Below are 12670 nucleotides of genomic sequence, written 5' to 3' on the forward strand. Positions count from 1 at the left end.
ATGAAGAAGACAACGGGGGACCTGTGGCGAGAGTCACGCTCCTGGGCGAACGGAATCAATCCATCCAACGCGGATGGTCACGACGAGTTCGGAATCAGTCACTCCCGGTCAAGTCCTTGTAAGGTCAAGGGAGTTGGTTGCGTGAAGTGAGTCACAGTTAGATGGTGCGGGTGGTCGACATATCAGGAAATCACGGAGCGAAGCAGGTCTCCGGAAAATCGCACTACCCCTGGTAACACCCGGCTGACCTGGCATGACGCCTCGATGGTTGTCGTCCCGCCCCGCCGCTCCTTAGATTCCTCGGCCGTGTGCAACGAGCACCGCTCGGGAAACGTCCGTCCACCGCACCCGGCCCGCACCACCGGCCGGCGCGGCCGCGGCGGACGGGGCGGAGCGTCGCGACCGGCCCAAGTGCCGCGAGCGCGCCCCGCCTTGGGGGAGCCCGGGTGTTTCGAGAGGGAATTACATGTCCGAGTGTGCCGATACCACCCGCGACAACGTTCGTAAGACGCGTACGACGGCGGTCCTCGCCGGGGCCGCACTGCTCGCCCCCCTCGGACTGCTGGCCGCCACCGGCAACGCGGTCGCGGCGGACGGCGGAGTGTGGGACCGCATCGCCCAGTGCGAGAGCGGCGGCAACTGGCACATCAACACCGGCAACGGCTACTACGGCGGACTCCAGTTCTCCGCCGGCACCTGGCGCGCGTACGGCGGCTCGGCCTACGCCTCCACCGCCGACAAGGCCTCCAGGGAAGCGCAGATCGCCGTCGCCACCAAGGTCCAGCACGCCCAGGGCTGGGGCGCCTGGCCGGTCTGTTCGGCCCGGGCCGGGGCGTACGGCAGCGCGCCCGCCTCGTCCGGCGCGGCCACCACGAAGGCGGCCCCCGAGGAGGTCGCCTCCAAGAAGGTGCCGAAGAACGTTTCGAAGCAGCCGTCGAAGGCGCCGGCCCGCTCGACCGGGCACACCAACCGCAGCTCCTCCCGCGGCGACTACACGGTCCGCGAGGGCGACACGCTCAGCATGATCGCCGCGCGGCACGGGACCACCTGGCAGCGCCTGTACGCCGCCAACAAGGCCGTCATCGGCGGGGATCCGAACCTCATCGTGCCCGGGCAGCAGCTCGACCTCTGAGGCACACCCCCTCACCGGGTACCGCGGGGCCTCGTCCGCCGAGACGGACGAGGCCCTTCGGCGTCCGTACGGTCACCGAGGCCGCGCCCTGTCAGCGCCGCGCCCGCTCGTCCGCCTCGCCGCCGAACACGACCGTCCCGCGCCGCAGTTCGTACACCAGGACCGGGGTTCGGTGGCGAAGACCGGGCGGCAGCCGCTGCTCGGCGACGATCACACACGCGTCCAGACCGGCGAGCAGTTCGTACGTCCGGGCCGCGACCGGCGGTGACATGCCCTGCGCCGGCTCGTCGACGAGGACCACGCGCGCGCGTGCCAGCAGGGCGCGGCAGAGGGCGAGCATGCGCTGCTCGCCGCCGGAGAGCGTGCCGGCCCGGTGCTGGAGCAGGGGCCTGAGCTGCGGGTAGGCGTCGAGGGCGAAGTCGTACCGCCGGCCGGCGAGTTCGAGGTTCTCGTGGACGGTGAGGGAGCCGAACACGGCCTGGCGCTCCGGGACCAGGCACAGTCCGCGCCGCGCACGCTCGTACGCCGGCAGCCGGGTCACGTCGGTCCCGTCCCAGACCACCGTTCCGGCGGACAGCGGCACGGTACCGGCCAGCGCGCGCAGGGCGGTCGTACGGCCGGAGCCATTGCGGCCGAGCAGGACCGTGAGGCCGGGGGAGGGGGCGGCGAGGGTGACGCCGTGCAGGGCCTCCAGGGGGCCGTAGCGCACCCGGGCGTCGCGGAGGGAGATGCCGGTCATGGGACGACCTCGTCCAGTACGTGGTCCGGGGGGCCGGAGGCGACGATGTGACCGGCCGTCATGACGTGCACGACATCGGCGAGGTCCGCGACCAGGTCGAGATCGTGCTCCACGACGAGGAGGGCGGCGCCGTCGGCCGCGAGGGCCTTCAGCACGCGGGTCATGGCGGCGACCTCGGCGCTGTCCAGGCCGGCCGCGGGTTCGTCCAGGAGCAGGACGCGGGGGTTGCCGGCGAAGGCTCTGGCCAGTTCCACGCGGCGGAGGGTGCCGGTGGGGAGGGCGGCGGCGGGGAGGGCTCGCGCCGGGCCGTCCAGGCCGAAGAGTCTGAGGGCGCGTTCGACCGCTTCCGGGGCGGTGGGACGCCCTTGTTCCGCGCCGATGCGGACGTTCTCGGCGACGGTGAGGGAGGGGAAGACGGAGAGCTGCTGGAAGGTGCGGGCGATGCCGAGGCGGGTGCGGGTGTGGGGCGGGAGCCCGGTGATGTCGCGGTCGCCGAGGTGGACCTGGCCGTGGGTGGGGCGGAGGGTGCCGGCGAGGCAGTGGAACAGGGTGCTCTTGCCGGCGCCGTTGGGGCCGACCACGGCGGTGATCCGGCCGGGGGGTACGTCGATGTCGACTTCGTCGAGGGCGGTGAAGCGGCCGTAGCGGGCGTGGAGGGAGCGGGCCTTGAGGGTCGGTGCGGGTGGGTGTGGGCCGTGCACCCGGCCTCCGGCCGGGTCTGTGTTCCCACCCGCACCGCCCGTGCGGCTCTCGTGGTCGGGAGGGGGTGGCCCTGGTGGGGGCTGAGCGCCGTCGGCGGCTGCGGCTCGCGGCCGGGAAGGCGGCCGTGGTGGGGCCGCGGTCGGGGGCCGGGAAGGGGGCCGTGGTGGGGCTGCGGTCGAGGGCCGGGGTGTGGGCTCTCGCGGAGGCTCCTTGTCGGTGCTTCCTGAGACACCTCGATGTGGGGGCGGCTCGACGTCTGACTCGCTCGCCCGCTGCGTCGTGCCGACACCCGTAACGCCCGCCCCCTCCGGCGTGCCGGCTCCCGTCACCCCTGCCCCCTCCGGCGTGCCGGCTCCCGTCACCCCCTCCAGCGCCCGTCGCCCGGTGGCAGGTTGGGCTGCGGGGTGTACTTGTGCTCGTACGCGTGTCCCCAGCGGCGTGAGTTTCGCCGTCCGGTGGCCCCGCAGGCGACTCGACGCGGTGCGCAGGGCCTCGTACGGGCCGCCCGGGAAGCGGCCCACCAGGGCTGCCAGGACGCCGATCAGGGCCGCCGCCACCCCGCCCCGGGCGCCCGCGTCGAGGCCGACCAGGAGGGCCGCCGCGGCCAGGGCGCCCAGGGTGCTGTCGGCGCCCAGGACCACCACCGCGGCGAACCAGAGCAGACCGCGCACGGGGTCGTAGGCGGCGGGATCGAAGGCGCGCACCCCCATGCCCAGCATGCCGCCGCCGAGGGCGGCCAGCGCGGCGCCCGAGACGAAGGCCAGCAGCTTGAGCGAGGGCACCTGCACGCCGGTCGCCGACGCCCCCGACTCGTCGTCCCGCATCGCCGCCAGTGCCCGGCCCGTACGGCCCCTGCGCAGGGCGTGGGTCGCCAGCAACGCGGCCGCCAGCAGCAGCAGTTCGAGGACGTAGTACGCGCGGTCGCCGTCGAAGCCCGCCGGGCGGTCCAGGGACAGGTCGGAGGTCGCGTACGGCTGGGCGAAGACGAAGCGGCTCACCCCGACGCCCACGGCGAAGGTCGCCAGGGCGAGCGCGAGGCCCCGGCGGCTGATCGCGGGCCAGCCCGTCAGCAGGCCCAGGGGAGCCACCAGGGCGACCGCGACCGCGAGGGCGGCCAGTTCCGGGAGGCGGGGCAGGCCCGGGAAGCGGCCGGCGGAGAGAAGGGCCGTGAAGAGGGCGCCCAGGCCCGCGTACGCCGCCTGGCCGAGGGAGATCTGCCCGCCGCGGCCCGTGACGACGACCAGGGAGAGCAGGACCACGCCCAGCGCCGGCACCTGGACCGACGTGTGCAGGTCCGAGCCCGCGAAGCCCAGCGGCAGCAGGAACAGCACGACCGCCACGATCCACGCGCCCGGCGGTGTCGGCACGCGCGCGGTGGCCGTGCGGGGCAGGGCGTCACGCGTGCCCACGCGGGGCATCGCCAGGGACGTGACCAGCAGGGCGACGACGAACAGGTTCGCGTCGGCCGCCTGCAGCAGCGGCCCGCCCCAGCCCGACGGATGCAGCCGGGTCAACTGGCTCTGCGCCACCCCGATGCCGAGCGCCACCACGACGGCGACCGGCAGACTGCGCATCCGCGCGGCCACCGCCACCGCCACGACCTCCATGACCAGCAGCGGCAGCCCGTACGGGTCAAGGCGGACGTACGGCGCGAGCAGCGCGCCCGTCAGTCCCGCCGTGAAGGACCCGAACGCCCAGCCGGCCGCCGCCACCCGGTCCGCGTCGATCCCGCCGAGCACCGCGAGCTGCCGGTCGTCCACCACGGCCCGCAGCTCCCGTCCGAACCGGGTCCAGCGGATCACCGCACCGACCCCGGCCGCCAGCACCAGCGCGACCGCCAGCTGTCCCCAGGGGTCCGCCGACACCAGCTCGGGTGCGTCGTCCCTCGCCCCCTGCCCCCACAGCAGCGCCGCCCCGCCGACCAGCAGCACGAAGACCCCGATCGAGGCGACCAGGGTCTGCGCCGGGTCACTGCCCCGCACCGCCAGCGGGCGGAAGACGAACCGCTCAAGCGTGACGCCGATCGCCGGCGCGAGGACGACGAGGGTCGCCGTCGCCGCCAGCCACAGCGGCCACCCCCACCCGACCACGCACTGCCGCAGCACGTACGCGCACACCATCGCGATCGCGCCGTGCGCGAAGTTCAGCACGCCGGTCGCGCGGTACGTCACGATCAGGCCGATCCCGGTGAGCGCGGCCGCGCTGCCCACCGAGAGGCCGGCGAGCGTGAGGTCGTACGTCAGTGACGACATCAGTCGGTTTCTTCGACGGGCTCACAGATGGGGCACGGGCCCAGTTCACCGCCGGCCAGGAGCTTGGCGTCCACCGGGACCGCCTCCGCCTTCCCGGCCACCAGTGGACAGTCCGCCCGGTGCCAGAGCGTGCCCCCGGGCACCATCAGCAGGTCCCCGCTGACCGCGAGGGGCGCACCGGCCGGCTGCCCCGACTCGTCGTCCGCGTCCGGGGGCTCGGCGGCGACCAGGAGGCCGTACAGCTCCTCCACGCGCGAGGCGGCGAGCGCGCCCCGGCCGTGCGTGAGCAGCACCGCCCCCGCGATGATCAGGGCCGCGCCCGGGATCGAGCAGGAGGCCAGATAGGGCAGCTGCCGCTCGGCGTAGCGCTCACCCGAGACGCCGTACCAGCCGATGACGCACAGCACCGCGCCCGCGGCGAGCGCGGCCCAGCCGGCCCACAGGACGGGGTGCACGGTCCGCAGTCTGGCTGTCCGCATCTCTGGCTCCCACACGTCACGTGTCTGACTGTCTTCCCAGGTCTGCCGATCGCTTGCACTATGCCTTCTGGAAGCTGACCCTGAAAGCACCGGGCGCACCTTGCCCGGAACGACACCCGGTGGTGAGCCAGATGGTTCTCGGGAGCGACCTCAGGCGGGGGAAGGCACGAGGGGGGCGCGGCCCGCGGGCGGCGGGACGGGGTACGGCGGCGCTCGCCGCCCTCGTTCTCATCCTCGCCCCCGTCCTCGCGGCGTGCAGCGACAAGAGCGGCGGCGGCAGCCAGAGCGCGCCCCCCACTCCGTCCGTGGCGACCTCGGCGACGAGCGCGCCCGCCACCGCGCCCGCCGACCCCGCGGCCGCCAAGCAGGAGATCACCCGCGACTGGCAGAAGTTCTTCGACCCGAAGACGTCGCTGGCCGAGAAGCAGAAGGTGCTGGAGAACGGCGACCGGATGGCGCCGGTGCTGAAGGCCTTCAGCGGTGACAAGCGCGGCGGCCAGGTGCAGGCTCAGGTCCAGAAGATCGAGTTCACGTCACCGACCAGGGCGACCGTGACGTACGCGCTGACCCTGCAAGGTGCCACCGCGCTGCCGAACGCCTCCGGGACCTCGGTCCTGCAGGGCGGCACCTGGAAGGTGTCCGTCAACACCCTGTGCTCGCTGGTCCAGCTGAGCGGCGATGCGTCGGGTTCGCCGGCCGCGGGCTGCTGAGCGCGCGGTCGCCGCCGTGCTGCTGCTCCTGCTGGGCACGGCCTGCGGCAGCCGGCTGCCGGAGAGCGACTTCGAGCACGACACCCGCACGCCCGCGCCCGCGCCGAGCGGCGGCACACCGATCCCCGTCGGCATCATCACCAGCGTCACCAGCCCGGTCGGCGGCGCCGCCTTCACCGGCCCGCGCGACGGCGCCAAGGCCTACTTCGACCGCCTCAACGCGCGCGGGGGCATCGACGGCCACCCCGTCCAGGTACGCGAGTGCGACGACGGCGGCAGCGGCGTCGGCGACAACACCTGCGTCCACCAGCTGGTCGACGAGGACAAGGTCGTCGCCCTGGTCGCCACCACCGCCCTCGAGTACGCGGGCGCCCCCCGCGTCTCCCACGCGCGCGTACCCGACATCGGCGGCCAGCCCATCGGCGCCGCCTACGACACCTGGCCCCACCTCTACGGCATCTACGGCAGTCTCGCGCCCAGGAACGGCACCCCGGGCTGGGACGGGAAGCTGTACGGCGGCACGGAGGTCTACCGGTACTTCAAGCAGAAGCAGGGCGCCCGCACGGCGGCCGTCGTGTCGTACAACCAGGCCTCCTCCGCCGCCTACGCCCGTCTCGTCGAGCAGGGGTTGAAGGCCGAGGGCTACAAGGTCGTCAGCGAGCAGGTCGACTTCGCGCTGCCGAACTTCCGTGCCGCCGCGGCCGACCTGAAGGAGCAGGGCGCCGACCTGGTCTTCGACGCCATCGACACCCATGGCAACGCCCAGCTGTGCAAGGCGATGGACGAGGTCGGCGCCAGGGTCATCGCCAAGGTCACCAACGTCCAGAACTGGACCTCCACCGTCCCGGACGACTACAAGGACTCGCCGCGCTGCCGCAACGCCCTGTGGGCGACCGGGGCCAGCCGCAACTACGACGACACCGCGAACGCGGCCGTGCGGGAGTTCCGGGACGCGACGAAGGGCCTGAAGACGCACTCCCAGTGGCAACTGGAGGGCTGGGCGGCCGCGATGTGGTTCACGGACGCGGCCAGGTCCTGCGCGCGGACCGGCATCACGCGCGCGTGCGTGGACGGCTTCATGAACCGCAGCGACGGCTACACCGCGGGCGGGCTGCTGCTGCCGGTGTCCTTCGAGCGGCTGGCCGCGCCGCCGAGGACCCGCCGGACGTGTCTGTCGGTGGCGCGCTGGAGGGACGGCAAGGGCTGGGTCTCCCAAGGGGACATGGACCACACCTGTTTCGACGTGCCGCAATTTCCGTACTCCCCCTGACAGAGACGTCGACGCGAGCGGCGCTGGTACCTCGTCGCCTGGGACCTGGAGCGCGAGGACTGCTCGTGCCGCTGGAGGAGGCCGCCGAGCGGATCTCGCCGAGCGCCGGGACGCTGGAGGCGGACGGGCCGGACCTGTGTCCTGCGCACGGGGGCGGTGAGCCTTGAGGTGATGGTGATTCACGTGATGATGACGGGCTTCGAGTTCGAGGTGCTGGAGCCCGCCGAGCCGACCGAGGCGATCAGGACGGCTCGGGACCGGCTGTCGCGCGCGCTTCTCCGAGCGGCTCGTCCTCGGTCGCCGCGTACTCCGGATGGTGCAGGTCGAACGCCGGGGACTCGGAGCGGATCCTCGGCAGCTTGCTGAAGTTGTGCCGGGGCGGCGGGCAGGAGGTCGCCCACTCCAGGGAGCGGCCGTAGCCCCAGGGGTCGTCGGTCTCGACGCGCACGCCGTACTTCGAGGTCTTCCAGACGTTGTAGAGGAACGGCAGCGTCGACATGCCGAGCAGGAACGCGCCGATCGTCGACACCGTGTTGAGGGCGGTGAAGCCGTCCGCGGCCAGGTAGTCGGCGTACCGGCGGGGCATGCCCTCCGCGCCCAGCCAGTGCTGCACCAGGAAGGTGGTGTGGAAGCCGACGAACAGCGTCCAGAAGTGGATCTTCCCGAGCCGCTCGTCCAGCATCTTCCCGGTGAACTTCGGCCACCAGAAGTACAGCCCGCCGAAGATCGCGAAGACGACCGTGCCGAACACCACGTAGTGGAAGTGGGCCACGACGAAGTAGGTGTCCGAGACGTGGAAGTCCAGCGGCGGCGACGCCAGCAGCACCCCGGTCAGACCGCCGAACAGGAACGTCACCAGGAACCCGGCCGCCCACAGCATCGGGGTCTCGAAGGACAGCGAGCCCTTGATCATCGTCCCGGTCCAGTTGAAGAACTTCACCCCCGTGGGCACGGCGATCAGGAAGCTCATGAAGGAGAAGAACGGCAGCAGCACGGCGCCGGTGACGAACATGTGGTGCGCCCACACCACCACCGAGAGCCCGGTGATCGACATCGTCGCGCCGACCAGCGTCAGATAGCCGAAGATCGGCTTGCGGGCGAAGACCGGGATGATCTCCGTGATGATCCCGAAGAACGGCAGCGCGATGATGTACACCTCGGGATGCCCGAAGAACCAGAACAGGTGCTGCCACAGCAGCGCCCCGCCGTTGGCCGGTTCGAAGACCTGTGCGCCGAAGCGCCGGTCCGCCTCCAGCACCAGCAGCGCCGCCGCGAGCACCGGGAACGCCAGCAGGATCAGGATCGACGTGAACAGCGTGTTCCAGGTGAAGATCGGCATCCGGAACATCGTCATGCCGGGCGCGCGCATCCCGATGATCGTCGTGATGAAGTTGACCGCGCCGAGGATCGTCCCGAAGCCGGCCAGCGCCAGCCCCATGATCCACAGGTCGGGGCCGAGGCCGGGGGAGTGCACGGAGTCGTTGAGCGGCGCGTAGGCGAACCAGCCGAAGGCGGCGGCCCCGTCGGGCGTGAGCAGCGAACCGAGCACGATCAGACCGCCGAACAGGAACAGCCAGTACGAGAACATGTTCAGCCGGGGGAACGCCACGTCGGGGGCGCCGATCTGCAGCGGCATCAGCTCGTTGGCGAAGCCCGCGAAGGACGGGGTGGCGAACAGCAGCAGCATGATCGTGCCGTGCAGCGTGAACAGCTGGTTGTACTCCTGGTTGCTCAGGATCTGCAGCCCGGGACGGGCGAGTTCGGCCCGCATCAGGAGTGCCATCACCCCGCCGACCAGGAAGAACACGAACGAGGTGATCAGGTAGAGGTGCCCGATCTTCTTGTGGTCGGTGGTGGTCAGCCAGTCGACGACCAGCCGGCCGCGCTGCTTGAAAGGCACGGGTCGCGCCGCCGCCTGCACGGTCTGGGTCCCCATCGTTCGCTCGCCCCTTCGCTCGTCGCGCACCGGGTCCGCTGCAGCCCGCGTGCGCTCGCTCGCGAGCTCACGCCATGATGCGCGCCTCGGCGTGCGCCACGACAGGGGGGTGCGGGGGTTGTGTGCCGGATCCGTGTATTTCCTATGCGGTGTCAGCTCCCGCGACCGGTCCCCGGAATCGGCCCGGAATCGAATCCGGCGGCGACCGGGGGCCGTTCTCACGGCACTTTCCGCCGGGCTATTGGACCAGTCCGGGCGACACGCGGGAATTACGTTCGATTGACTGCGGAAGGCGTACGGAACCGCCCGTACGGGTGACTCGGCGCCGCCGAAACACGCGTCGTGATCCTGTGACAGAAGTGTGACCCGAGGGGCACGTGGGACCCGTCGTGACGGTCCGGGGTTCCGCGGGCCGGGGGCAGGCCCTAGCGTGGCGGCATGGCACCGATTCCCACTCCGCAGGCGGAGCCCGAGGACAGTCCGGACGCGTATGTCGGCCTCGACCAGGCAGGCGCCGAGCGGCGCGCGCGGGAGCGCGGCTGGTCCACGGTCCGCTCCCTGCCGCCGGGGGCGATCATCACGATGGAGTACCGCCAGGGCCGGCTGAACTTCGAGGTGAAGGACGGCCTGGTGGTACGGGCCTGGAAGGGCTGACACGGCACGAAGGCCCCGGTCCCTCGATGAGGGGGCCGGAGCCTTCGTCGTGCGGGGTGTGGGTTGTGCGTACCGGACCCCGCTGTCCTGGGGCCGCTCAGCCGCCCGCCACGGGGCGGGCCGAGGCGGGTGCGCCGCGGGAGACGCGGTCGGGGTGCGGTGGCCGCCGGCTGCCCACCGGGGTCACCGGAGTGCGCTCGGAGCGGGCCGTGTGCGGGCCGGGGGCGAGATAGACGGGCGCCCGGGGCGAGCGGGCCGCCGGCTCGTGCGAGGCCTCGTCCTGAGCCGTCGTACGCGGCGTGAGCAGCACCGGCGAGCCCGCCGGGGCCGGGGTGGGTGCGGGGGCCGTGGCGGCCTTGCGGGCCCGCCAGCGGTCGCGCAGGTCGAACAGCTCGACCTCGGCGCGGGCGATGAGCGGTTCGCACCAGGGCAGGGCGAGCAGGACCAGCAGACCGGCCGCCCAGCCCAGCAGGACGTCGCTCAGCCAGTGCGTACCCAGGTAGACGGTGGCCATCCCGACGCCCAGCGAGGTCACGGCGGAGATCGCCGACAGCCAGCGGCGGGCCCTCGGCGTGGAGGCGAGGTAGGCCAGGATTCCCCAGGTCACCACGGCGTTCGCGGTGTGACCGCTGGGAAATATATCGCCGCCCAGACCCATCTCGTTCGAGCCGATCGTGGTCGCGTAGTGCGGTCCCAGGCGGCCCATGCCGAGCTTGGCGGCGCCCACGGAGATGTTCAGCAGCAGCAGCACGGTGCCCAGCGTCAGCAGCGGACGCAGCGTGTGCTGCCGCCAGGAGCGCCAGCCCAGCCAGGCCGCGACCATCACGGCGGTCGGGCCGCGCTGGCCGAGGACCACGTAGTAGTCCACGAACCAGTGGATCCCCTGCCACTGCTGGTACGGCCGGAAGAACATGACCTGCCAGTCCAGGCGGACCAGCCAGGAGGTGGTCACCACGGCCCACACGATCGCCAGGTAGAACGCCAGGGTGCCGGTCAGCAGCGCCACCCGGTGCCGGCTCATCCTCGGGACATCGAGGTTCGCCGGTCGTTCCGGCTCCCGGTCCAGTCTGGCGAACACCCGGTCCAGACGACGGGTGAGGTTTCGTTCGGTACGCACCCAATCGACGTTACAGCGAGTGAGGTAAGTTCTCCGTCTCGTCAGCGGCTTTGTGATGACGATGTGATGTGGGATTCCTCTCAACGGGGGGTTTATTTCCAACGAATCCGCAATGGCTGCCCGGCGGGTCCTTCATTTCCTTTGATCATGCCGCGAACCGGTTTTCTGCGGCGTATGAATTCGTTTACCGAATGCTGGCCGGGATTTACCTGGACGCTCACGCGCCGCCAGGGTCGATCAGGGCGGACCGGAGCCGTTCAGCCAGAACGCTCCGTACACGGCCGACGCCACCGCGACACCGCCCACCACCAGCGCCGACCTGGACGTACGCGCCCGGGCCAGGGCGACGGCGAGCGGCAGCAGCAGCGGGAAGGCGGGCAGCAGCAGGCGCGGCTTCGAGCCGAAGTAGCTCGAGGCGCACAGCGCGAGCGCGGTCACCACGCCCGCGTACACCAGCAGCGGAAGCGGCTGGCGCTGCCGCACGCAGACGACGTACAGCCACACCACGAGCCCGACCCCGACGACGATCCCGATGCCCGCGAGGGCCGACGGGAACGACGTGAACCTGCCGGCGACGAAGCGGGCGAAGGCGACGCCCCCGTCGAAGCCGTTGCGCCAGCCCGCCTGGACGTCCAGATAGCCCAGCGGACCCCTGCCGGTGCGGTGGCCGACCCACAGGACGTAGCCGGCGGCGCCCAGCGGGGCGAGGAGAAGCGCCAGGACGCGCCGTACGGCCGTAGGGGCGCGCGGAAGCGTTCCGGCGCCCCCCAGGGGCGGGACGCGCTCCCTGGACCCCTCTGCGGGCGGCACAGGGGCATGAGCGTCCGCGCGGGCGCCGTCCGCGTCCGGCGCGCTCCGGTCTCGCCTGAAAGAGGTAATGCCCGCGACAGAGGCAATGCCGGCGACCCACACCGCCGCCACGACGGCCAGCCCGACCGGCCGGGTCAGCCCCGCCAGCGCGGCCAGCGCGCCCGCCGTCAGCCAGCGGCCGGTCAGCACCGCGTACAGCGCCCACGCGGCGAGCGCCGTGAACAGCGACTCGCTGTACGCCATCGACTGCACGATCCCCACGGGCAGCACGGCCCACAGCAGCACGGCGCACACCGCGGCCCTGCGGCCGTGCACCAGCTCCGCGATCTCGAAGATCCCCCAGGCCGCCGCGAGAGAGGCGAGCAGGCTGACGGCGAAACCCGCGCCGGCGTACGACAGGGGCGTGAACGCGTGCAGCAGCCGCTCCAGCCAGGGCAGCAGCGGGAAGAAGGCCAGGTTGGAGTGCACGTCGCCGTTCGGCAGCCGCACCTCGTAGCCGTAACCGAGCTCGGCGACCCGCGTGTACCACAGCGAGTCCCAGCGGGCCGTCAGCAGTGTGTACGCGCTCTTGCCGCGCGCCCCGCTCCACACGGTCAGCACGAGCAGGCCCAGCGCGCGCACGGCCGCGTACCCGAGGAGGGCCGGGGCCGCGCGGCGCAGGACCCGGCCGGCGGGTGGCGCGGGGCGCGTCGCAAGATCCGTCACGGGCTCGATTATCGACGCGGCCGGAACCGGCGGACCCGGCGCCGCGTGCTCCCAGGGGAGGGGAGTGGCGTACGCCACACCAGTTCCGCACGCCTCTGAGAGGTCCGCCACGTGAACGTGGCGGGAACTCGCGTACGCTGACGAGTCACTCGCCTTCGTTGCGC

General features: G+C 72.3%; 10 protein-coding genes and 1 pseudogene. 5 read left to right on the plus strand and 6 right to left on the minus strand.

All coding sequences use genetic code 11. From position 1 onward, the window contains the following. The first annotated feature begins 466 nt into the window (after window positions 1-466). Window positions 467-1132, plus strand: a complete 666-nt coding sequence (locus MKW14_RS19795; RefSeq protein WP_240864053.1) for a transglycosylase family protein — start codon at window positions 467-469, stop codon at window positions 1130-1132. 91 nt (window positions 1133-1223) lie between these two features. On the opposite strand, the gene MKW14_RS19800 is transcribed toward MKW14_RS19795, so the two are convergent. Genes MKW14_RS19800 through MKW14_RS19810 form a run of 3 tightly spaced genes read right to left on the minus strand, consistent with a single transcriptional unit; the run spans window position 1224 to window position 5304 of the window. Continuing rightward, entirely contained in the window at window positions 1224-1871 is a 648-nt protein-coding gene (locus MKW14_RS19800) for an ABC transporter ATP-binding protein (RefSeq protein WP_240864055.1), read from the minus strand. Next, window positions 1868-4825 carry an ABC transporter permease subunit gene (locus tag MKW14_RS19805; RefSeq protein ID WP_240864058.1) on the minus strand — a complete coding sequence of 986 codons (2958 nt, stop codon included), beginning with the start codon at window positions 4823-4825 and terminating at the stop codon, window positions 1868-1870. The genes MKW14_RS19800 and MKW14_RS19805 overlap by 4 nt, the downstream gene beginning before the upstream one ends. Continuing rightward, complete coding sequence (locus tag MKW14_RS19810) at window positions 4825-5304, minus strand: hypothetical protein (RefSeq protein WP_240864060.1); 480 nt, start codon at window positions 5302-5304, stop codon at window positions 4825-4827. The genes MKW14_RS19805 and MKW14_RS19810 overlap by 1 nt, the downstream gene beginning before the upstream one ends. A gap of 131 nt (window positions 5305-5435) precedes the next feature. On the opposite strand from MKW14_RS19810, the gene MKW14_RS19815 reads away from it, so the two are divergent. The 3 genes and pseudogenes from MKW14_RS19815 to MKW14_RS41285 form a co-directional block, all read left to right on the plus strand. Beyond that, on the plus strand, window positions 5436-6014 hold the full coding sequence (locus MKW14_RS19815) for an MTB12 C-terminal domain-containing protein (RefSeq protein ID WP_240864062.1): 579 nt from the start codon (window positions 5436-5438) through the stop codon (window positions 6012-6014). Beyond that, a complete protein-coding gene (locus MKW14_RS19820) occupies window positions 5983-7284 on the plus strand; it encodes an ABC transporter substrate-binding protein (protein ID WP_240864064.1) in 1302 nt (433 codons plus the stop codon). The genes MKW14_RS19815 and MKW14_RS19820 overlap by 32 nt, the downstream gene beginning before the upstream one ends. Before the next feature lie 59 nt (window positions 7285-7343). Then, window positions 7344-7644, plus strand: a pseudogene (locus tag MKW14_RS41285) (WCX domain-containing protein); the annotation flags it as partial. On the opposite strand, the gene ctaD reads toward MKW14_RS41285, so the two are convergent. After that, window positions 7526-9220 carry an aa3-type cytochrome oxidase subunit I gene (gene ctaD, locus MKW14_RS19825; protein ID WP_240864066.1) on the minus strand — a complete coding sequence of 565 codons (1695 nt, stop codon included), beginning with the start codon at window positions 9218-9220 and terminating at the stop codon, window positions 7526-7528. The pseudogene MKW14_RS41285 and the gene ctaD overlap by 119 nt on opposite strands. A 438-nt stretch (window positions 9221-9658) precedes the next feature. On the opposite strand from ctaD, the gene MKW14_RS19830 reads away from it, so the two are divergent. Continuing rightward, window positions 9659-9874, plus strand: a complete 216-nt coding sequence (locus MKW14_RS19830; RefSeq protein ID WP_240864068.1) for an I78 family peptidase inhibitor — start codon at window positions 9659-9661, stop codon at window positions 9872-9874. Window positions 9875-9971: 97 nt separating this feature from the next. Here MKW14_RS19830 and MKW14_RS19835 read toward each other — a convergent pair whose 3' ends face one another. Both MKW14_RS19835 and MKW14_RS19840 read right to left on the minus strand, forming a co-directional pair. Then, the gene (locus tag MKW14_RS19835; RefSeq protein ID WP_240864070.1) at window positions 9972-10991 is read right to left on the minus strand and encodes a phosphatase PAP2 family protein; all 1020 of its coding nucleotides are present in this window, start codon (window positions 10989-10991) and stop codon (window positions 9972-9974) included. 237 nt (window positions 10992-11228) lie between these two features. Then, entirely contained in the window at window positions 11229-12506 is a 1278-nt protein-coding gene (locus MKW14_RS19840) for a mannosyltransferase family protein (protein WP_240864071.1), read from the minus strand. Between the last annotated feature and the right edge of the window lie 164 nt (window positions 12507-12670).

This window comes from Streptomyces gilvus, from assembly GCF_022513565.1.
Taxonomy (GTDB): Bacteria; Actinomycetota; Actinomycetes; order Streptomycetales; family Streptomycetaceae; genus Streptomyces; species Streptomyces gilvus.

Bases quoted from the DNA above. Each gene is read 5' to 3' on its own strand.
- MKW14_RS19795 (WP_240864053.1), top strand. From the start codon at position 467: ATGTCCGAGTGTGCCGATACCACCCGCGACAACGTTCGTAAGACGCGT.
- MKW14_RS19800 (WP_240864055.1), bottom strand. From the start codon at position 1,871: ATGACCGGCATCTCCCTCCGCGACGCCCGGGTGCGCTACGGCCCCCTG.
- MKW14_RS19805 (WP_240864058.1), bottom strand. From the start codon at position 4,825: ATGTCGTCACTGACGTACGACCTCACGCTCGCCGGCCTCTCGGTGGGC.
- MKW14_RS19810 (WP_240864060.1), bottom strand. From the start codon at position 5,304: ATGCGGACAGCCAGACTGCGGACCGTGCACCCCGTCCTGTGGGCCGGC.
- MKW14_RS19815 (WP_240864062.1), top strand. From the start codon at position 5,436: ATGGTTCTCGGGAGCGACCTCAGGCGGGGGAAGGCACGAGGGGGGCGC.
- MKW14_RS19820 (WP_240864064.1), top strand. From the start codon at position 5,983: ATGCGTCGGGTTCGCCGGCCGCGGGCTGCTGAGCGCGCGGTCGCCGCC.
- ctaD (WP_240864066.1), bottom strand. From the start codon at position 9,220: ATGGGGACCCAGACCGTGCAGGCGGCGGCGCGACCCGTGCCTTTCAAG.
- MKW14_RS19830 (WP_240864068.1), top strand. From the start codon at position 9,659: ATGGCACCGATTCCCACTCCGCAGGCGGAGCCCGAGGACAGTCCGGAC.